Source organism: Pseudomonas sp. JZ114, assembly GCF_051027705.1.
Classification (GTDB): Bacteria; Pseudomonadota; Gammaproteobacteria; order Pseudomonadales; family Pseudomonadaceae; genus Chryseomonas; species Chryseomonas luteola.
Genome location: NZ_CP069256.1, coordinates 3,821,376 through 3,841,581, shown reverse-complemented (window position 1 = coordinate 3,841,581; position 20,206 = coordinate 3,821,376). Strand labels below are relative to the sequence as shown.

16 protein-coding genes and 2 pseudogenes are annotated in these 20,206 nt (G+C 57.7%); 12 read left to right on the top strand and 6 right to left on the bottom strand.

Translation table 11 applies throughout. The features are described 5' to 3' along the window. Positions 1-117: 117 nt before the first annotated feature. From JQR90_RS18035 to JQR90_RS18015, 5 genes and pseudogenes are all read left to right on the top strand, one after another. Positions 118-567, top strand: a complete 450-nt coding sequence (locus JQR90_RS18035) for a FecR family protein (protein ID WP_010796060.1) — start codon at positions 118-120, stop codon at positions 565-567. Next, complete coding sequence (locus JQR90_RS18030) at positions 560-1,153, top strand: OmpA family protein (protein ID WP_434140198.1); 594 nt, start codon at positions 560-562, stop codon at positions 1,151-1,153. Before JQR90_RS18035 ends, JQR90_RS18030 begins: the two co-directional genes overlap by 8 nt. 148 nt (positions 1,154-1,301) lie before the next feature. Then, complete coding sequence (locus JQR90_RS18025; RefSeq protein WP_434140197.1) at positions 1,302-2,132, top strand: amidohydrolase family protein; 831 nt, start codon at positions 1,302-1,304, stop codon at positions 2,130-2,132. Between the two features lie 91 nt (positions 2,133-2,223). Beyond that, positions 2,224-2,949, top strand: a pseudogene (locus JQR90_RS18020) (MCP four helix bundle domain-containing protein); the annotation flags it as partial. Between the two features lie 39 nt (positions 2,950-2,988). Further along, positions 2,989-3,852 (top strand): methyl-accepting chemotaxis protein, encoded by an 864-nt coding sequence (locus JQR90_RS18015; RefSeq protein ID WP_434140791.1) that lies wholly within the window; start codon positions 2,989-2,991, stop codon positions 3,850-3,852. Between the two features lie 56 nt (positions 3,853-3,908). On the opposite strand, the gene JQR90_RS18010 is transcribed toward JQR90_RS18015, so the two are convergent. Further along, entirely contained in the window at positions 3,909-5,249 is a 1,341-nt protein-coding gene (locus JQR90_RS18010; protein ID WP_219651664.1) for a leucine-rich repeat-containing protein kinase family protein, read from the bottom strand. Positions 5,250-5,465: 216 nt separating this feature from the next. Then, positions 5,466-6,368: a LysR family transcriptional regulator gene (locus JQR90_RS18005; protein WP_074826996.1), complete on the bottom strand. Its 903-nt coding sequence runs from the start codon at positions 6,366-6,368 to the stop codon at positions 5,466-5,468. Positions 6,369-6,638: 270 nt separating this feature from the next. Between JQR90_RS18005 and JQR90_RS18000 the strand changes: the two genes are divergently transcribed. From JQR90_RS18000 to JQR90_RS17985, 4 genes are all read left to right on the top strand, one after another. After that, a complete protein-coding gene (locus tag JQR90_RS18000; protein ID WP_219651662.1) occupies positions 6,639-7,871 on the top strand; it encodes a tetratricopeptide repeat protein in 1,233 nt (410 codons plus the stop codon). Between the two features lie 15 nt (positions 7,872-7,886). Further along, entirely contained in the window at positions 7,887-8,840 is a 954-nt protein-coding gene (locus JQR90_RS17995) for a DMT family transporter (RefSeq protein ID WP_434140196.1), read from the top strand. A gap of 323 nt (positions 8,841-9,163) precedes the next feature. Beyond that, positions 9,164-9,301, top strand: coding sequence for a hypothetical protein (locus tag JQR90_RS17990; RefSeq protein WP_156913090.1), 138 nt, complete (start codon positions 9,164-9,166; stop codon positions 9,299-9,301). 127 nt (positions 9,302-9,428) lie between these two features. Continuing rightward, entirely contained in the window at positions 9,429-9,884 is a 456-nt protein-coding gene (locus JQR90_RS17985; RefSeq protein WP_026003906.1) for an Lrp/AsnC family transcriptional regulator, read from the top strand. A gap of 24 nt (positions 9,885-9,908) precedes the next feature. Here JQR90_RS17985 and JQR90_RS17980 read toward each other — a convergent pair whose 3' ends face one another. Further along, entirely contained in the window at positions 9,909-10,982 is a 1,074-nt protein-coding gene (locus tag JQR90_RS17980; protein WP_010796051.1) for a saccharopine dehydrogenase family protein, read from the bottom strand. A 264-nt stretch (positions 10,983-11,246) separates the two neighbouring features. Between JQR90_RS17980 and JQR90_RS17975 the strand changes: the two genes are divergently transcribed. Continuing rightward, the gene (locus JQR90_RS17975) at positions 11,247-12,410 is read left to right on the top strand and encodes an acyl-CoA dehydrogenase family protein (protein WP_010796050.1); all 1,164 of its coding nucleotides are present in this window, start codon (positions 11,247-11,249) and stop codon (positions 12,408-12,410) included. Between the two features lie 9 nt (positions 12,411-12,419). Continuing rightward, positions 12,420-15,275, top strand: a complete 2,856-nt coding sequence (locus JQR90_RS17970) for a response regulator (protein ID WP_073449803.1) — start codon at positions 12,420-12,422, stop codon at positions 15,273-15,275. Positions 15,276-15,353: 78 nt separating this feature from the next. Here the strand turns inward: JQR90_RS17970 and JQR90_RS17965 are convergent. Continuing rightward, positions 15,354-15,910, bottom strand: a pseudogene (locus JQR90_RS17965) (histidine phosphatase family protein). Between the two features lie 261 nt (positions 15,911-16,171). On the opposite strand from JQR90_RS17965, the gene JQR90_RS17960 reads away from it, so the two are divergent. Next, positions 16,172-16,441 carry a hypothetical protein gene (locus JQR90_RS17960; protein WP_019365500.1) on the top strand — a complete coding sequence of 90 codons (270 nt, stop codon included), beginning with the start codon at positions 16,172-16,174 and terminating at the stop codon, positions 16,439-16,441. 46 nt (positions 16,442-16,487) lie between these two features. On the opposite strand, the gene JQR90_RS17955 is transcribed toward JQR90_RS17960, so the two are convergent. Then, positions 16,488-17,798, bottom strand: coding sequence for a PQQ-dependent sugar dehydrogenase (locus tag JQR90_RS17955; RefSeq protein ID WP_434140195.1), 1,311 nt, complete (start codon positions 17,796-17,798; stop codon positions 16,488-16,490). Between the two features lie 82 nt (positions 17,799-17,880). Further along, a complete protein-coding gene (locus tag JQR90_RS17950; RefSeq protein WP_434140194.1) occupies positions 17,881-20,055 on the bottom strand; it encodes a malate synthase G in 2,175 nt (724 codons plus the stop codon). Positions 20,056-20,206 lie beyond the last annotated feature (151 nt).

Here is a 20,206-nt window from a genome sequence, read left to right as displayed (position 1 = left end):
CTAACGTAACGGTTATCGGTATGTATACAGCGATTGCACGGAACGCTCAGGGAAACGGAGCAGAGAAAGGACGCCAGGGCCAGGCGTGGTGCGATACGGACTTCAAGGTCAACGCTCATGAACAAGAATGCGTGGCTCGTTCTCTGCCTTTCGGGCCTTTTGGCGGCATGGCCTGCCCACGGCGCGCCCAGGCCGGTAGGTTATGTCATGACCGTACAGGGCAGCGTGACCACCACACTCAAGGGAAAGCCTGTCGCGATCAAGGTGGGCACGCCGGTGAATGTAGGCAGTACCTTCGAGGCCGGAGACGACGGCTCCTTCGGGATTACACTCGAGGACGGGTCTGTTATGTCGTTCGGGCCGCAATCGACATTCACGCTCGAGGCCTTTGCGTTTGCTCCAGCCAAGGGGGCCTTGAAGCTGGCTGCAAGACTCAAGCAAGGCACATTGAATTACGTGGCGGGGAGCATTGCCAGGCTCAAGCCCGAGGCGGTCGAGATTCTCACGCCTCACGGAACCATTGCCTCGCGCAGCGCCCAGTTCATGGCCAAGGTTGACCATGAGTAAAGCGTTTCGCCAAGCTGTGTGGTTGTTGGCCGTGTGGCTGACAGGGTGTAGTTCCAAGTCCTATGTGGTGCTGGTGGATAGCCCTTATGGCCAGACGCGAGATGTCACGGTCACGACGCCGACAGGCACGACTCAGATCGACAGAACCCAGCAGGCTGTCAGCCTCGACAAGGAGGCGCCCGGGCGGACCTTTACCCTGCCGCCCAAGCAGATCCTGATGGACTTTACCCCCGCGCTGGCAGCCCAGCCGATGCTTCCGGTGTATTACACGCTGTATTTTGAGGGTGCCAGCAACCGGCTCACTGATGAGTCACAGGACACGCTGCAGCGCATTGTCGATACGCTGCGTAAACGCACGCCCGCGGCCGTCTCCATTATCGGGCATACCGACACCCTGGGCAGTGCCTCGATCAATGAAAAGGTGGGTTTGCAGCGTGCCCAGCTGATTGCCCGCCAGTTGCAGGCCCGGCATCTCGACTTGCTGGACCTGACTGTCGCCTCCCATGGCGAGGAGAACCTGCTGATCCAAACGCCGCCTAATACAGCAGAGCTGCGCAATCGCCGGGTAGAAGTCATCATCCGATGACCGTCTTCCCGTCCTGAACCGCTTGAGGGTTCGTCAGTCTTAGCTATACGAGTACGGCCGGCCTGACGGGTAATGCTTCCCGGTAGACTATCCTGCCTCCACCCCTGACTTATCAGACCGCACGCCACGCCACCGAAAAGGAGCCGCAGTGAGCATTTACGGCGAGTATAAGATCGACTGCCATACCCACCTGCTAGAGCCCGCCCGTTTTCCCATTGCCGATAATGCTGTGTATACCCCCGTCGCTCAGGAAGTAGGGACCTCGACGCAACTCCAGCATGTCTTCAATGCCTATGGCGTACGTCACGCCGTTGTAGTCACGCCACCGGCCATTTATGGCGAGAACAACCGCTGCCTGCTCGATGGGCTTGCCCTGGGGTTTGGTCGTTGGAAGGGCATTGCCGTGGTCGGGCCTCGCACGAGTACCCGAGAGCTCAAGCGGCTCAAGGAGGCCAGTGTAGCAGGCGTCCTACTCGATGTGGTCACGAATGGTGTGTCGGCCTGCCTGAAAGCGGAAGAGCTATTCAATCAGTTGGCTGAGCTGGAGATGCTGGCCCAGCTGCACGTCGAAAAGGCGCAGCTAAGCGAACTGATGCCATTGATCGAGCGCACCCGGACCCGGCTCATCATTGATCATTGTGGCAGACCTGATGTGACGGCAGGCATCGCGCAACCCGGATTCCAGAGTCTGCTGTCGCTGGCAGGAACTGGGCGTGTGTACGTCAAGCTATCAGGGCTTTCGCAGTTTTCCGCCGAGGCCTATCCCTACGTTGATACCCATTCCTACGTCCAGGCGCTTCTCGAAACCTTCGGCCCCGAGGCCTGCCTGTGGGGGTCGGACTGGCCTTTTCTGAATTCACCGGAGCGAATCGACTACGGACTGCTCCTCAAGCTGATCGAGAATCTGATCCCAAGTCCGGGTGCAAGGCGGCAAGTGCTCTGGGACACACCTCGCAGATTGTTTGGTTTCAAGTGGTAGTTGATTGTCCGACTAATGGCTAGCCGGGTAATTAAAGTTGCCCGTCAATGCAGCGATAAGCCCAATAGTAACAATCTATTTCAGGTGCTTTATGGGCTTTCGTTCATTGAATATCGCGCCGCGCTCCGCGATCTGTTTTGCGCTCTTTGCCTTGCTTATTCTCTTTCAAGGCGTCTATTCACTCAAACAATCCGCTTCGATGAATGAAGCGGAAAAAATGGTCGAACTCAATGTCCTGCCAACGCTCAAGGTGCTCGGCCAGATCGATACGACCCTGATGCGCATTCGTCTGGATAACTCCCGGCTGCGTGTGGAAAGCGATCCTGCATCCAAGAAGGCTGATGCTCTGAGAGATATCCAGATCGCCCGTACGGAGCTGCTGGGTTACGTCGATCAACTCGGCAAGGTGATCGTGACCAAGGCAGGCCATGACACGTTCAATGCGCTCTCCAAAGGCCTGAGCGATTACCTCAGTATCCATCAGCGCTATCTGGATCTGTTGACCAACGGCAAGCTGACGGAGGCTGTGGCGCTTTCCAGCGGGGAGATGTTTGCCGCCGCTGAGGCGGTCAAGAACGCTATCACCACGCTCAAACAGGAAGCTGATGTAAAGGCCAGCAATGCAGGGCTACATGCCGATGAGGTATATGGCAGCACCCGGATGATGACGGGCATCATCGTAGTGGCCGCGTTGCTGGCTACCGTACTGCTCGCCTGGCGACTCACGCACAGCCTGGTCGCACCGATTCATCAGTCCCTGCAGGTTGCCCAGCGCATTGCCAACCGGGATTTCAGTGTCGCGATTGAGAGCCATGGTAACGATGAACCGGCCCGTCTGCTCAAGGCATTGGCCGTGATGCAGTCGAACCTGCGTGAAACACTAGGTCATATCAGTGATTCGTCGGCTCAGCTGGCATCAACTTCCGAGGAGATGTCCGCGGTCACTGAGGAAACGACCCGTGGTGTGATGCGCCAGAATGATGAAATCGAGCAGGCGGCTACGGCGGTCAACCAGATGAGCGCCGCGGTAGATGAGGTCGCTCGCAACGCGGCGTCAGCGTCCGAGGCGGCGTTGAGTTCCAGCCAGGCGGCCACGACCGGGCAACTGAAAGTGTCCCAAACGCTTGAGGCCATCAACGAGCTGTACGACAGCGTGGAAGCGACGGCTGGAGAGGTTCAGGGTCTGGCCGTCATGACACAGGATATCAGCAAGGTGCTGGACGTGATCCGCGGAGTGGCAGAGCAGACCAACCTGCTGGCACTCAATGCTGCCATCGAGGCGGCGCGTGCGGGTGATGCCGGGCGTGGGTTTGCGGTGGTGGCCGATGAGGTGCGTGGTTTGGCCCATCGGACGCAGGAGTCTACCCGTGAAATCGAGAGCATGATCGGCTCGATTCAGGCGGGTACGGACAAAGCCGTGCAGTCCATGGCCCAGAGCAGCAGCCGCGCTCACGGAACCCTGGACATTGCCCGAGCGGCAGGCGAGGCGCTGACCACGATCAACAGCTCCATTGCCGAGATCAACGAGCGCAACCTCCTGATCGCCACGGCTTCTGAAGAGCAGGCACAGGTGGCGCGGGAAGTGGACCGCAGCCTGGTCAGCATTCGCGATCTGTCCATGCAGACAGGCTCTGGCGCCCATCAAACGGCAGCTGCTTCGAATGACTTGTCGCAACTGGCGGTATCGCTTAATGGATTGGCGCAGCAGTTCCGGCTGTAAAGGCCAACCGGTGTACAAAGCCCTTCCTGCCTGACCGGGGAAGGGCTTTTCTCTGCTTAATTCAGGTGCTGTTGGAGTGCTGCCAGCTGCGCGTGAACCTCGCTTAGGCTTGGACGGGACATTACTTCTGTGCTCAGGCAACTCGCGAGCAGGTCAGACAGCGCCGCATGGGTCGCTTCTTCGCCCGCGGCAGGCTCACAGCGTTCCAACAGCTCCTCCAGCAGGCAACCAAACGCGCGGGTTTCAAGGCGTTCCAAAGCCTTCTGTTGCGTCGGATTATCGGTGGGCAGGAAGGACGCGCCGCCAAAATCACCCAGTAGCACCTCGCCCTGTTCAGTCCACAGGATATTGTGGGCGTACAGGTCACCATGCACGATACCGCGCTCATGCAGGTGCTCGGTGGCCGAGGCGATTCCGAGTGCCATGCGCAGCGCGACGGGCAGCGAAAAACGCGTGTCTGCCGGGTATACATCGCGGGTGCAGGTGGCAAAGCTGGGCGGGCCGGCCAGGTTTTGAAATTGTGGGTCGATCAGCTGCATGACCAGCCCATCTGTGCCCTCGGGGTGATGTACGACCTGACCTTCCACATCGATCACGTTCGGGTGTGCCCCTACGGCAATCGAGGCGGCCATTTCGCTCTGAGGTGTACCGTCGCTGGTCATGCTGCCCTTGAACAGCTTGACCGCCACGGTCTTTGAGGGGCCGGAAGGCTGTTTCCAATCCGCCTGGTAGATGAGGCCCGAGGCGCCTTCGCCCAGCTTGTGCTGGAGTGCAAGGTCCTTCCAGTCGATCCGGTTGATGGGGGCGCTGGGAGAAACGTTGGCCGCTTCGCATGCCTCGCTCAGGGGATTGTCGGCGTAGGCAAGCCAGGTCAGCCGCGGCAGCGACAACAGCCAGTCCGGCAGGGCGGCAAAGCGGTTGGAAGAGATGCGCAGCAGTTCCAGCTTATGACAGTCGGTCATGGTTTCTGGAAGCGCCTGCAGGCGATTGCCTGCCAGCATAAGCTTTTGCATGCCGCTGCACTGACCCAATGAGTCGGGCAGGGTTTCGATCTGGTTATTCGTCAGAATCAGCCAGCGTAGCGAAGGTGACAGCGCTGCTGCCGGCACATGGCGGATCTGATTGGCCTTGAAGCCCACCATGCTCAGCTGAGGGCATTCACTCAGCACTTCGGGCAGATGCGTGAACGGGTTGTCGGAGCAGAACAGGATACGCAGTTTCTTGAACCGTCCCAGGTCATCCGGCAAGTGGCTGAGCTGGTTGCCGGAGAGGTTGAGAATCTCCAGGGAGTCGGCCAGTTCGAAGATCTCGCGGGGAAATTCCGTGAGTCCGCACGACAGGTCCAGTCGTGTCGCGCCAGCCAGCTTGCCAGCTCGCAAATCCGAAAGTGTATCCATGACGGTCTTCCAATCCTGAGGTATGAGCTATTTTGACACAGTGCACGGAGCGTCACTGTGCATCCCAGCGCCTTTGGGCTGGGCCGGTTAAGTAAGTGGCTCAAACAGAGGCGCCAAATGTCATTTGGTTCAGGGTGGGCCGCGAAAATGTGATGGTGATTCGCTGCGCGGTTGTATCAGGCGCCTACAGACAGTTGAGCATGCCTGTAGGGCAGTTCAGGCGTCTGCATTAAACCGAAGCAGGCCCTGGCGCTTGAGTTTCTGGGCAATCTTGATAAAGGCCTGAGTGGCGGGCGACGCCTGACGCTCATCGAGCAGGGCCAATCCGACACTGCGCTTGACCCGTGGTCGCAGGGGCTTTTTCACGTAGCCCTCGTGGCCGCGTTCCGCCGGCAGCGCCAGCTCCGCCAGAATGGTCACACCATCGCCCCTTTCGACCATGGACAAGGTGCTGAGCAGCTGGGTGCTGTGGTAGCGGGTATTGGGCACCAGCTTGGCGGCATTGAACATGTGCGCTACCAGGTGTGCCGATCCGGCCTCGGTCATGATGAACGGATCGGGACAAAGCTCCTTGAGCGTGACGTCAGCTTTGCTGGCCAGCGCGTGGTGAGTAGGCACCAGGGCGACCATCTGATCTTCGGCGATGGGGAAGGTATCGAAGCGCTCATCGGGCAGGACGACAAAGCCGATGTCGATACGACGATCCTGCAGCCACTGGACCACCTCCCGGTCCCGACCTTCGTCGATATGCACCTCGATGCCCGGATAGGCCTGGCGATAGGCATCCAGAATGACAGGCAGCAGTTTGACCGAAGAGGTCGGGCCGAAGGAGCCGATGCGCAGCGTGCCTCGCTTCATGCCGCGCGCATCGCCGGCCTCCTGCCGCATCGTTTCGGCCAGCCCGAGAATGCCACGGGCACGTAGTACGAGGCGCTCACCTACTGCAGTCAGCTCCAGGGCCGACTGGTGCCGGTTGATCAGCTCGACACCCAGCTCGGCCTCCAGCGCCTTGATCGCATGGGACACCGCCGACTGTGTGATGGACAGCCGCGAAGCTGCCGAGGTGAAGCCTTTCAGCTCTGCCACAAGCACAAAGATTTCAAGCTGGGTAAAGGTCATGGCGCCTCGCTGGCCTCATGAGTAAATACTCATTTTTCTATGAGTAAGGATTAGTGGAATTATACGCATCGTTCAGGACTTACCCACAATGACAACATGTCCTGCGCACTGCCTGATGGGGTTATAGGCGCTTTGGATAGAGCGATGGCTTGCCCTGTAACGCACCGGCAGCCGACACCACGCACGATAAGAGCGACAACAGCAGGTGCTATCCGGTTAACGCTATCCAGAGCTTTTTCTTACTCGGCATAGGGATATAGAGGGGCGGGTATGAGTGCTAATGTCAGGTGTTTCAATGGCTGTCTGCTAACCGACGGCTGTTCGTCCATATGGCCCGAAATCAACGTGCCGTTCCTGTCGCTTAAAGGCGTGCCCGAGGCGGTCATTGCCCAAGAGCCTACCCAGGCCATCTTTCGTTCGCTGCTCAAAGGCTTTGATGCCATTACCGGCTGCGAACTCAAGGACATCTACAAGTTTGCCCGTTACCTCAATGCGATCTCGGAGGATATGCCTGCCGAGCTGATCAATATTGTGCGTGCCTTTCGCAAGTGGGTCGAATTCGACTACGTTGGGGCACGCTCGCTCTTTCAGGCACACCTTCACGCGTATCCCACGGATGTGCAGGCGCTTTTCTTTATTCACATGCTGGACTTCTGCACCGGCCGAACCGCCGAGCTGAAGCCGCTGTTTGCCTTGTGTGACGAGTACATGGAGGAATCGCATCCGCTGTACTCGTTCTACCTGTCGATCAAGTCATTCGTGCTGTGCGAGTGCGGGCTATTCGATGAGTCTCTGGCGACGGGGCTGGAGTCCGTGCGGTACTGCTCCGCGAATATCTACGGCATCCACGCCGTTGCCCATGCCTTGCACGAAAAGGGTATGTGGGTGGAGCTGCGGGACTTCCTGGAAGACTCCAAGGAAGAGTGGATTCGCAACCCGGGCATGCGTATGCACGTGTACTGGCATCTTGCGATTACCTACAAGCAGCTGGGCAATCACGCGGCGGCAAAGATGGCGTTCCTGGAGTTCTATGCGCTCAAGAACGACCGCTTTTCCAAGCAGGATCTAGATGCGGTGGGCTTTCTCTGGCGCTTCAAGCTTGAGGATGTCAACAGTCATGAATTTGATGAGGTCTGGAAGGAGCTGGCCATTCTCTGGTCTGGCAGCATCGCCACCTCGACCTCTCATTTTCACAATATGCACGCGGCCTTTGCCTTTGCCGGCGCCAACCAGCCTCTGCTTATCGAGAAAATGATGGCCGAGAGTGACGGCTTTGGTATCGAGCCTGACGCGCATCTCGCCGGTCTGGACATTATTAGGGCCATTGCTCTGTTCGCCCGAGGCCACTACGAGGAGTGTTATTACCTTCTTACCGCCAGTCGACATCAATGGACGAGCCTGGGCGGCAGTCGTGCGCAACGGGAGCTGCTCGACCTGACCCTGAACTTCTGCAAGGCCCACGTACAGTCTCAAGCCGAGCTTGAGCGACTGATGTTGATGTAGGCAAAGGTGATTTGAATGTCGGACGCAACAGCCCTGGCGCAGCCAGATGACAAGCTCCTGGTGTACATGAAACTGACGGCGGTCTCGGTGATCTGGGGTGGAACCTTCGTGGCCGGGCGTTACCTGTCAGCTGGGGTGCCGCCGCTGGCATCTGCCGGCCTGCGCTTTCTGCTGGCCAGCCTCACCCTGGTGCTTGTGCTGGCAGTCACCCGACGCCTGTTTGTCAGGCTCAGCGTGAAACAGGTGATTCATCTTTTCTGGCTCGGGTTCTTTGGCATCTTCACGTACAACCTGTGCTTTTTTTACGGGTTGCACCTAATCAGCGCCTCACAGGCCTCACTGATTGTGGCACTGAATCCAGCCATGATTGCGTTGACGACCTTCTTTGTTGATCGCGAGCGGTTGGGGCTGGTCAAGACCGGTGGCATTGCGGCCTGCATCCTGGGCGCCGCAACGGTCATCGTCAGCAAAGACGCCTCGGTGCTTGAAGCCGCAGGCGGTAGCTGGTTGGGTAATCTTGTGATCTTTGGCTGTGTGGTCAGCTGGGTGATCTACAGCGTGTTTTCGCGGCCTCTGGTTCGCGAGATCGGCCCGCTGCATACCGTGACCTTCTCGGTATTGTGCGGGACGGTACTGCTGCTATGTGTGTCGATCGGCACGGGTGATCTGAACTGGGGCGTTGTTGCCAGCCTGACCAAGGCTCAGTGCTTCAGCTTGGCTTATCTAGGCGTAATTGGCTCGGCATTGGCGTATATCTGGTACTACGACGGCATCAAGCGGATCGGGGCTACCCAGTCGGGTGTCTTCATAGCCCTGAATCCGGTGTCTGCTGTCCTGATGGGCGTGGTGATTCTGGGCGAGCAGCTCACCCCTTTGATGATTGTGGGCGGGGGTCTGGTTCTGCTGGGTATCTACTACTGCAACAAACCTTCCAAGACGTTTTCTCTCGGCGTAAGCCGTACCGCGTGATCCGGCGCGCTTAACGAGCGCAGGTAGAGAGCTCCACCTCTGACCTGCGCTCACTCCGGACGTTGGGTAGCCAAGGAAGGCTGCCATTTTTTAAATGCATGGCTGCATGTATCTGGTGCGGTATTGCCTACTCCTGGCGCATGTCTGCATCCCCTCCTTTACGGTATTTTTCACCTTTCTGGCACCAGCCTTGCTCGTGCCCCTGCGTGGTAAGTCGACTAGGACGTGCCTGAGGTCATGGGCATCCCGGTCATTGTCGCCAAGAGCTAAGAGGATGACTAAGCCGTTTGCACCCGAAGCCGTTTTAATCATTGGCGGTCCCTGTGGGGACTGAGCTGGTTGTCTTGCCGGTGCTCTGGCGGCAGCGCGGCGCTGGTAGCGGCGTCTCGCGTAATGATGTGGTTCTACCTGGCACCGGCCTGGGCATCTGGGTGATCGTCTATTGCTGGGCGAGCCGCTGACAACCATTCGGTGGCCGGGTCGCGAAGAGGCGCAGAGTATAAGACCGGGGTTAAGCGGAGCCGGGCATTGACGCTGGCTGCAGAGCCTCCTAGGCTCCGCTTTTCCGAACCCTGGCGCGTGTTCTTCATGTATCCGAAAGTCGATGCTACCGATTGGCAACTGATCCGTCTGCTTCAGGCCAACGCCCGCGAGTCTACGGCCACGCTGGCCCGCAAGCTCAATCTGGCGAGGACGACAGTGGTTTCACGGCTGGCCCGGCTAGAGCGCGAGGGTGTAATCGCAGGTTATGGCGTGCGCTTGGGGGCCTCGGTGGAGGCGGGTGCGGTCAGGGCCTATTGCAGCATCAGCGTATTGCCCCGGAGCGCGGCGCAGGTGATCAAGGCACTGGCCTCGATGCCGGAAGTAGAGGAGGTGTCGGCCGTGAGCGGCGCGTTCGATTACCTGGCCTTTATCTGCTGTGAACGGCATGAGCAGCTCGATGAGCTGCTCGATCGGATCGGTGCTATTGATGGGGTCAAGCAGACCCAGACCTCCATCATTCTGACCCGCAAGATCGACCGCCGCAGTGAGCCGTCCCGGTAGCCGACGGCCCATGGCGGCAGAGGCTTAGGCCGGTTCGCCGTAAACGCGGCCGAAGCGGTTGCTTAAAAAGACGTTCAGGTCGATTTCTTCCTGGCGGATAAAGCCTGACTGCGGCAGTTTCTTCTCGCGGAACAGATCCAGTGCGGTACAGATACCGGCCGCTGTGGTGATTTGAATGGCACTGGTCAGCTTGCCTCGCTGTTCGGCCGCAAAGATCTTGCGGCTGAATACCTCCTGCACCAGTTTGCCGTCGCGCATGCCGTTCACGGTCACGAAGACCAGTACCACGTCCTGCATCGTCGTGGGCACCGAGTCGCGCATGATGCGTTTCAGCGTTTCCTGATCACCTGCCAGACGCAGCTCTTCAAGCAGGAATTTCATCAAGTCCCGATGGCCTGGATAGCGGACGGTTTTGTAATCCAGGGTTTCGACGCGACCACTCCAGGTTTCACATAAGGTGCCCAGGCCGCCCGAGGTGTTGAAGGCCTCGTATTCCACGCCGTCCAGCGAGAAATGCTCCAAGCCTTCCAGTGGCTGCACGAGGTTCAGCGTGCCGTGACGAACCGCCTCACAGGGGTGGCAGTATTCGTTGATCAGCCCGTCCACGCTCCAGGTCAGGTTGTACTTGAGTGAGTTGGTGGGAAACTCGGGCAATGCACCTACGCGCATCTTCACCTCGCGCACGCTGTCGAAGCGCGACGCCAGGGTATGCGCTGCAATGCCGATAAAGCCAGGAGCCAGGCCACACTGCGGCATGAAGGCTGTGGATGAGTCCTCTGCCAGATCACGGATCGTCTTGGTAGCATGGACGTCTTCGGTCAGGTCAAAATAATGGGTGCCTGTGGTCTTGGCGGCACGGGCTACCGAAATGGCCATGTGATAGGGCAGGGCGTTGAGTACCGCGTCGCTGCCTTCAAGTACCTGCTCTAGATCATTGCCGTCCGGGCTCACTTCCCGTGTCTCGATGCCCAGCGCGGCCAGTCGCGCCAGGGCGTTGGGATCACGGTCAGCCACAATCACCCGGTAATCCCCGGAGTCCTGCAGCAGTTGACTGATGGTGTAGCCAATATGGCCAGCCCCGAGAAGCGTGATGTTCATGACCATTCCTTGTTGTTGTGTGGAGATGGCATCAGCTTAGGGAGGCGTACTGTTGGGCATAAGGCGCAAAGCGTCTTTTATTAAGGGGCTTTTTCGTCGTTTCGACGAAATGGATAACGAAGCGTCTGTTTTCAAGCATAAAAGGTGGTCAGGGTAGCCACTGGGGCACTATCCCATCACTTATTACTCAGTATGAAGTAGTGATCGCTGAGGCTTGAATTCAGGCATGATGGCTACTTGTCTCTTTTAAAGGTGATACAAGCGATGGATTATCATTTGTCGTCTAAGCTCACCGCCCTGAAATCAACCGTTGAAGAGGTTGTTGATCAGGCTATTGCTCCGCTTGCGAGTCAGGTGGACCAGAATTGCTTATGGCCTGCTCATTCGATAGACGCCTTGTCCGAAGCTGGCCTCATGGGCCTCCAGGTTCCTGTGGCCCAGGGTGGCCACGGTCAGGGGCTCCTGGCCTTAAGCGTGATTACTGAAACCATTGGTAAGGCGTGTCCTTCTTCTGCGCTTTGTTTTGGTATGCACTGTGTCGGGACCGCTGTCATTGCGGCCAAAGCCACTTCATATCAGAAAGAGCATTATCTGGAGGCGATTGCTGCCGGTCGTCACCTCACAACCTTAGCGCTTTCTGAAAGTGGCTCAGGCGCTCATTTTTATCTGCCTGCAACTCAGATCGCCACGGTTGGCGATGAGTTTGTTGTGAATGGCATTAAGCAGTTTGTCACCAATGGTGGTCATGCCGATTCGTACGTAGTTTCTACAGTGGCAAGCGAGGAAGATAACGAGGAAGGCGATTTCAGCTGTTTGATCGTGGACAGCACTGCGCAAGGCCTGGAGTGGCAGGCGCCCTGGAACGGTTTTGGAATGCGTGGCAATTCTTCTCGAGCGTTAGGGTTGAACAACGTGCGTGTGCCTGCCAAAAATCTTCTGGGTGAGCCAGGTGATCAGGTGTGGTACGTCTTCGAAGTGGTTGCCCCGTTTTTTCTGATGGCCATGGCGGGTACCTATCTGGGTATCGCTCAATCCGCGTTGGATGCGGCCGGTGAGCACTTGCGTACGCGCAGTTATGCGCATTCAGGTGAAACGCTGCGGGATATCGAAACCTTGCAGAGTCGCTATGGCAGCATGTGGATTGCTTTGGAAAAGACCCGATCACTGGTTCGCGAGGCGGCCCGATTAGGCGATCTGGGAGACCCGAATGCCCTGCCTTTCATCCTGGCCTGCAAGGCGGATGCAGGTGATACCGCTGTTATGCTGGCTAACGAAGCGATGACCATCTGCGGCGGCGCGGCTTATCGGGAGAACAGCCGAGTGTCTCAGATGCTCCGTGATGCCCGCGCCAGCCATGTCATGTCACCCACGACGGATCTTTTGAAATTATGGACGGGCAGAAGTCTGCTCGGTCTTCCCTTGCTTTGAGTACCTGTTGTGATATTTCAGACCGCTGTCATCATTGCGCCAGACGAACCCCGTGCTGGTAATGAGTTGTCCATGCTTGGCGCGGCGCTCCAATCGCAGGCATTAGACGTTCGTTACTGCCTGGATACAGACGTTTCAAACGGGCTTATCGCAAGCGATGAGCCCGCTGTTGTCATTCTTATGCCGTCGCTCATTAAACCGGCTGCAGTGGCCAAGGCAGTGAGAGCTGTCTGGTCTCAGTGCGAGCTGATTTTTGTTCGTGCACCTGAACAAGGTGATGCGTTTAGGAAAAACCTGGGGCTGGCACCCATGCTGGGATCACACTGGTCCATTGCCGAGCTGGTTCCAGGGACGCTTGCCCTTCAGGCCGCCCAGGCCGCCAGTCGAGCGCGGCGTCGAATCAAGCTGCGTACTACTCTGGATCAGGCCAATGTCAGCCTAAGTGCTACGCGATCCGTAGACGATCATGAGTATCGTCGCCTGCGAGCTGCTGATTATTACCTAGCTAATTTCATCAATGCGGCGCAGGAAGCCATCATCGGTGTCGATGTGCGGCTGGATGTACTGTATTGGAGCGCAGGTGCTGAAGAGCTGTTTGGTCTAAGTGCCGACGAGACGGTAGGCCGTAATATCCGAGCTCTGCCATTTTGGGCACCCGTATTGGACGAGTCAGTTGAGCAGGTGATGGCAGGCAAAAAGATGCATGTGATCGAGTATCACTGCATGGTATGTGATGCCGAAGCCGTTCTGGAAGTGATGCTGTCGGGTGTTCGCGATGAGTCAGGTACGCTGATTGGCGTATCAGTAACCATTCGTGATGTTTCGGCACTGGTCGCTGAGCGACTGGCCCATGAGGAATTTGGACGCGTCATCCGACAGGAACGGCAGCATTTACAACAGCTGTTCGAACAGGCGCCGGGGTTTGTAATAGTCACCCAAGGCCCGCAGCATCTGGTTGAACTGGCTAACCGGGCTTTTTATCAACTGGTTGGTCATCGCGATATCATCGGCAAACCCGCTTCGGAGGCGTTTCCTCGACTCAAGGATCAAGCCCTCTTGGAGTGGCTGGATCGGGTGTATTCCACCAAGCGACCCCACACGGGGCGTAGCATGGCGGTCTATGTGCAACGTGTGCCGGATGCACCGGCAGAAACACGTTACATCGATTTTGTTTTCCAGCCGGTCATTGCTGAGAACGGGCTGGTAAGCGGCATCTTCTTCCAAGGACATGACGTTACGGCTCAAAAGCTCGCCCAGGAGGAATTGCAACGTTCCCGGGAAAACCTGCAGATGCTGGTAGAGGAGCGTACCCGGGAACTGGAACGGAGCCAGCTGGCGCTGCATCAATCCCAGAAGCTTGAGGCGATCGGCAAGCTGACCGGCGGCGTTGCCCATGACTTTAATAACGTCCTTCAGATTATCGAAGGCAATCTTGAGCTATTAAGACCTGCATTAGGAAACAGTAGCAGCGGCATGGCCAAGCTGGATGCAGCCGTAGCGGCCGTTAGTCGTGGCGCAAAACTATCCTCGCAGCTATTGGCCTTCGCACGTCGACAGCCACTAAAGCCTGTTCCGACCAATCTGAGCCGCTTGCTGCGCAGCATGGACGACCTGCTTCGCCGCGCCCTGGGAGAGAGCGTTCAGATCGAGACAATCATTGCGGGCGGTTTGTGGACGACCATGGTCGACCCTAATCAGCTGGAAAATGTCATTCTCAATCTAGCCATTAATGCCCGTGACGCCATGCAAGGCGATGGCAGGCTTACTCTCGAACTCAGTAATGCCATGCTGGATGACCATTACGCCCAGTCACAGGCTGACGTTGCGCCAGGGCAGTACGTCATGCTGGCGGTATCCGATACGGGATCAGGCATGTCGCCTGATGTGATGGAGCATGCCTTCGAGCCTTTCTTCACGACCAAACCTGAGGGCCAGGGAACCGGACTGGGCTTGAGTATGGCGTATGGCTTTGCCAAGCAGAGTGGTGGTCATATCCGCATTTACAGCGAGCTGGGCAGTGGCACGACAATCAAGCTATACCTGCCCCGGACTCATGAGATCGAGATTGCTTCGCCTGCAGCGGTTGGCGGCACGGTTATCGGCGGCGATGAAACGATTCTGGTGGTTGAGGACGATCTGGCTGTTCAAGCCACGGTCATCGACCTGCTAAGCGGGCTTGGCTACAAGGTACTACGCGCCAATGATGCACAAAGTGCGCTCAGCATTTTGCAGAGCGGGCTGCATATCGATCTGCTGTTTACCGATGTTGTAATGCCAGGTCCTCTGCGCAGCCCTGAGCTTGCACGTCAGGCCAAGCAGTTGTTGCCTGACATTGCCGTGCTGTATACGTCAGGCTACACCCAGAACGCCATCGTTCACGGAGGGCGGCTTGATCCCGGTGTCGAGCTGTTGAGCAAGCCCTATCGGCTGCATGATCTGGCACGCAAGATTAGACAGCTACTGGCCAGCCATAAGCCGGTACGGATAGATGAAAACGTTCTGGTGCCTGCGCCTATCGAAAAAGCTGTCGGTACACAGCAGGTTTTGATACTGGACGACCAGACCGACCTGCTTTCCATGACCTGTGAGATGGTCGAAATGCTGGGGTACACCGCCAAAGGTTGTGAAACTGCTGAAAAAGCACTTGAGGTCTTGGGACGATTGAAGTTTGACATCCTGCTGGCAGACGTCAACTTGCCGGGTATGTCCGGAATCGATCTTGCGTATGAAGCTGTACGCCAGCAACCTGGGCTGCGAGTCATTTTCATGTCAGGGGAAGGGACTGTATCCGCAAATATACAATCAATGTCACTGCCCAAGCCCTTCAACCTGCAGCAATTAGAGGAGGCATTAGGGGCTTCCTGATAAGTACAAGCCGCTCTTGGGGTTCATGCAAGGCTGCTTTCGCCTGTAGCGCTTTATGCAAAAGGGCAGCAGTGAACACTAATCCTGCGAGGCCCTGGCAGGCAGCATATAGGACGAGGCGCTCCAATATTTATTCCCATGGCGCGTCTCGCTCTTCCAGCCGTGAGCGAGTAATTGCCTGGCAATAAGGCGGTTCATGATGCCATGACCCAGCAACAGTACCGTCCCTTCTTCGGCCAGCGAGATGAGTCGCTGAGCAGCTCGCTGGGCCCGCTTGCGTGCTTCTGAAAACGACTCGACGCCATGTGAATAACCGCAGAGCCAAAGCATTCGAAAAACAAATCCCACGTAAGAGGAGAAAGCCTGGGGCCAGGCCAGTGCAGGAAAGGAAGCTCCGCTTCGCTAAATAGCGTATCGGTTTGAAAGGGTTTCAGCCCTAGCCTGTCGAGTGAAGTCAGTGCCCTGGGCATTGTGCTGCTGATGATATATTTCGCCTGAGTTGTCAGCTCACGCGTTGTTGGCGGAGCAGGATAATCCATGACCTCGGACAGGTTGTAATCACTGATCCAACGGTGCATATCAGAGGGCGAGACTTTGCCTGGACATGGTTTCAATGTTGGCTGTCCATGTCGCATAAGTATGATCTTCATCCCTGTCTTCCTGTCTTCCTGTTTTCCTGTCTTCCTGAAGCCCTAGCCCGACTCTATTGATGAACAAGCGATTAGCGCTTGAGTGACAACGCAGAGGATAGTGGGCGCCTTTGGAGTGCGCTCCGTTTCATGTTTCAGCTACGTGACGGTAAAGCCTGTTCAGACGTGCCGACCATAGCACAAGGGACAGGTTTGGAAGACGTTATGCTGGCCCGTGAAATCGACGTCTAGCATAAGGAATTGCCCATGAAATGCCCGCATTGCTCCGCCTCCATCAGTTTCTTCTCACCTGCAATCCTGGGGCCTGCCAAGCCCGGCGGTGCTCGGTATTGCAAGGCATGCCGTAACGCCTTCAAGATCACCAGAGGTTTCGGCCCAGGGCTTCTGATTGCCTTGGCGGTTGCTGTAGCAGGTTTCTTCCTGTTGCGTCCTGTTCCAACCATAGGACCTGCCCTATGGGGTGTGGTGACAGCCGCTGCGGTTTTTATAGCCATTGCCCGTTTGGAAAAGCATTAAGGCAAGTGCCTGGGCTGCTTAGAGCAGCCCAGGCACGGTGGCCTACTTACTTGGCCGCGGTTACTCGCCAGATAACGTTACCCACATCATCCGCAACCAGCAGATCACCCTGCTTGTCATTGATGACCCCAACCGGGCGGCCCTGGGCTTCTTCCTTCTGATTCAAAAAGCCGGTCAGTACATCCTGGGGGGCACCGTTGGGTTTGCCGTCCTGGAAGGGGATAAAGACTACCTTGTAGCCGCTCTTGGGTTTGCGGTTCCAAGAGCCGTGCTGGCCGATGAACATCCCATAACGGTACTGCTCCGGCAAGGCCTCGCCCTTGGAGAATGTCAGGCCCAGCGAGGCGGTATGCGTGCCAAGAGCATAGTCTGGCACGATGGCCTTGGCGACCAGGTCCGGGCGCTGCGGTTTGATGCGCTCGTCCACATGCTGGCCGTAATAGCTGTAGGGCCAGCCATAGAAACCGCCGTCCTGAACCGAGGTGGCATAGTCAGGTACGAGGTCACTGCCAATCTCGTCACGCTCGTTTACTGTTGTCCAGAGCTTGCCGGTTTGCGGCTCCCAATCCATGCCGTTGGGATTACGCAGACCTGTGCCGTACAGCCGCATTTTGCTGGTGGCGCGGTCCAGCTCCCAGATGGCCGCACGGCCTTCCTCAATGTCCATGCCGTTCTCACCGACGTTGCTGTTGGAGCCAACGGTGATGTACAGCTTGCTTCCATCGGGACTTGCGATCACGTTCTTTGTCCAGTGGTGGTTGATGCCGGCAGGCAGGTCGACCACCTTGGTGCCCTTATCCTGGATGGTCGTATCGCCTTCCTTGTAAGGGAAGCGCACCAGCGCATCGGCATTGGCCACGTAGAAGTCATTGCCGACCAGGGTCATGCCAAAGGGCGAGTGCAGGCCCTCCAGAAAAGTCGTCCGGGTTTCGGCCACGCCATCGTGGTCAGCATCGCGCAGCAGGGTGATGCGGTTGGCGCTGGGCACGCCGGCTCCGGCCTTGCTCATCATCATGCCCTGAACCTGCTTGCGGATATTGAAGCCCGCCGGCTCTTGTGTGGGCTTGTTCGATTCGGCGACTAGAACGTCACCGTTGGGCAATACATAGATCCAACGGGGATGATCAAGGCCGGTGGCAAAGGCGTTGACTTGAAGGCCCTGGGCAGCAGTGGGTTTACCACCTTCCGGCCAGCCGGTGGCGGGCGCTACGTTGACCAGGGGAATAAGGCTGGTCTTGGGTTCGGGGAGTTGTGGCTTGGGGCCGTAGGCGGCATCTGGGCCAAGCTTGGACGGCTCGCCACATCCGGCCAGGGCAATAGCAAGCGCTGAAGCATACAGGGGACGAAGATTGGTCATGGGTAACGCCTTTTATATAGTTGGTGATGCGTTCCATAGGTCCCGTCAGCCGGTACTGCAAAGGCGTATCAGCGAGACCTGTTTATTGCCACCGCGCCTTGGCCTCACGACGTCTACGATGGAGGATCGGCTCTGTGTAGCCGCTGGGCTGCTTCGCTCCCTCCAGAACGAGGTCCAGGGCAGCTCGAAAGGCGATGTTTTGATCGAAATCAGGCTCCATGGCGCGGTAGTGAGGATCGCCTGCATTCTGCTGATCCACCACTAGAGCCATGCGACGGAAAGCTTCGATCGTTTGTTCCCTATTAATCACACCATGATGCAGCCAATTCGCAAGCAACTGGCTCGAAATGCGCAGTGTGGCACGGTCTTCCATGAGTCCCACATCATCAAGGTCCGGTACCTTGGAGCAGCCGATCCCCTGATCAATCCACCGCACCACATAGCCCAGGATGCTCTGGACATTACTGTCCAGCTCTTCCTGGATCTCTTCGGCGTTGAGTTCGGCGACATCAACCAGCGGAATGCTCAATAGATCCTCTCGTGAGGCCGGCGTGCGCTTGGCCAGCTCAATCTGCCGTACAGCCACATCGACCTGATGGTAGTGGATAGCGTGGAGCGTAGCGGCCGTAGGCGAGGGTACCCAGGCCGTACTGGCTCCGCTCTGGGGGTGGGCGATTTTTTGTTCGAGCATGGCGGCCATCATGTCCGGCATGGCCCACATGCCCTTGCCAATCTGCGCACGGCCACGCAGACCGCAGGCCAGCCCGACGTCCACATTGTTGTCCTCGTAAGCTCTGAACCAGGTGGCACGCTTCATGAGAGCCTTGCGGATAAGAGGGCCGGCCTCCATCGAGGTATGGATCTCATCGCCGGTGCGATCAAGAAAGCCGGTGTTGATAAACACGATCCGTTCCTTCACCGCAGCAATACAGGCCTTGAGGTTGACGCTGGTCCGCCGCTCCTCGTCCATGATACCGATCTTGAGCGTATGGCGCGGTAGGCCAAGGAGATCCTCGACCTGCCCGAACAGCGCGCCGGTAAAGGCTACCTCTTCCGGGCCGTGCAGCTTGGGCTTGACGATATACACCGAGCCCGTGCGCGAGTTGGGGCGCGACGTGTTGCCGTTCAGGTTGTGCAGGGCGCACAGGCTGGTAAAGACGGCGTCCAGTATGCCTTCGGGAACCTCGTTGCCGTCGCGGTCCAGGATGGCGTCTGTCGTCATCAAAAGGCCGACATTGCGGACAAACAGCAGTGAACGGCCCGGCAGGACCAACTCGCTGCCGTCAGCAGCGATGTAGGGCCGATCCGGGTTCATGATCCGGGTAAAGGCCTTGTCGTTCTTGGTGATGTCTTCGGAGAGGTCACCCTTCATCAGGCCCAGCCAGTTGCGGTAGACCTGTACCTTGTCTTCGGCGTCTACCGCTGCGACGGAGTCTTCGCAGTCCATGATGGTCGTCAGGGCCGATTCGAGCAGAATATCGCTCACGCCTGCCGCATCGGCGTGGCCGATCGGGTTGTTGCGGTCAATCTGGATTTCGATATGCAGCCCATGGTGCCTGAGCAGGATCGCCTCCGGCTGCGAAGCCTGTCCGCGATAGCCGACAAAGGCGTCCGGCTCGGCCAGGCAAACGTAGCGACTGTCGCCAATCTCGGCCATGAGTTCGCCACGCTGAACACTGTAGCCTCTGACATTGCCATGGGAGTATTCAGCAAGCGGCACGGCTTCGTCGAGGAATCCCCGGGCATAGGCCACAACCTTTTCGCCTCGGAGCGGGTTATAGCTATCGCAGATTTCAACCGTGCTGTCTTCAGGGATCGCGTCACTGCCATAGAGCGCATCGTATAGCGAACCCCAGCGTGCGTTAGCGGCATTGAGCGCAAAGCGGGCATTCGTGACCGGCACGACCAATTGCGGCCCGGCGAGCTGGGCAATTTCCGGGTCGACATTAGCTGTCGTGACGCTGACCTCGTCCGGCTCGGGGAGCAGGTAGCCGATTTCTTCAAGAAAGGTGCGGTAGGCGTGTGCATCGTGTGGCTGTCCGGCACGCGCCAGATGCCATTGATCGATACGGACCTGGAGCTGGTTACGGGTCTCCAGAAGGGCCTTGTTCCGAGGTGCAAACTCATCCAGCAGCCCTTCAAGTCCACGCCAGAAATGGTCGATATCAATGCCTGTGCCTGGAATCGCCTGAGTCTTTACGAACTCGTGAAGGGCGGTGGCTATCTGCAGGCCGCCGATGGTTTTTCTTCTACTCATTGTTCGCCTCGCTTGGCTGCACGACGCGCCGACATTCGGTGGCTATCTGGCCATGTGACTAGGCCTCGCTGGAAAAGTGTCTGCCACAGGCAAAACGATGGCAGGTCCGTTCATGAAAAGTGGGTCGGCAAGGTTGGCTGGCTGTTCTACG

Bases quoted from the DNA above. Each gene is read 5' to 3' on its own strand.
- JQR90_RS18035 (WP_010796060.1), top strand. From the start codon at position 118: ATGAACAAGAATGCGTGGCTCGTTCTCTGCCTTTCGGGCCTTTTGGCG.
- JQR90_RS18030 (WP_434140198.1), top strand. From the start codon at position 560: ATGAGTAAAGCGTTTCGCCAAGCTGTGTGGTTGTTGGCCGTGTGGCTG.
- JQR90_RS18015 (WP_434140791.1), top strand. From the start codon at position 2,989: ATGCAGTCGAACCTGCGTGAAACACTAGGTCATATCAGTGATTCGTCG.
- JQR90_RS18010 (WP_219651664.1), bottom strand. From the start codon at position 5,249: ATGGATACACTTTCGGATTTGCGAGCTGGCAAGCTGGCTGGCGCGACA.
- JQR90_RS18005 (WP_074826996.1), bottom strand. From the start codon at position 6,368: ATGACCTTTACCCAGCTTGAAATCTTTGTGCTTGTGGCAGAGCTGAAA.
- JQR90_RS18000 (WP_219651662.1), top strand. From the start codon at position 6,639: ATGAGTGCTAATGTCAGGTGTTTCAATGGCTGTCTGCTAACCGACGGC.
- JQR90_RS17995 (WP_434140196.1), top strand. From the start codon at position 7,887: ATGTCGGACGCAACAGCCCTGGCGCAGCCAGATGACAAGCTCCTGGTG.
- JQR90_RS17985 (WP_026003906.1), top strand. From the start codon at position 9,429: ATGTATCCGAAAGTCGATGCTACCGATTGGCAACTGATCCGTCTGCTT.
- JQR90_RS17980 (WP_010796051.1), bottom strand. From the start codon at position 10,982: ATGAACATCACGCTTCTCGGGGCTGGCCATATTGGCTACACCATCAGT.
- JQR90_RS17975 (WP_010796050.1), top strand. From the start codon at position 11,247: ATGGATTATCATTTGTCGTCTAAGCTCACCGCCCTGAAATCAACCGTT.
- JQR90_RS17960 (WP_019365500.1), top strand. From the start codon at position 16,172: ATGAAATGCCCGCATTGCTCCGCCTCCATCAGTTTCTTCTCACCTGCA.
- JQR90_RS17955 (WP_434140195.1), bottom strand. From the start codon at position 17,798: ATGACCAATCTTCGTCCCCTGTATGCTTCAGCGCTTGCTATTGCCCTG.
- JQR90_RS17950 (WP_434140194.1), bottom strand. From the start codon at position 20,055: ATGAGTAGAAGAAAAACCATCGGCGGCCTGCAGATAGCCACCGCCCTT.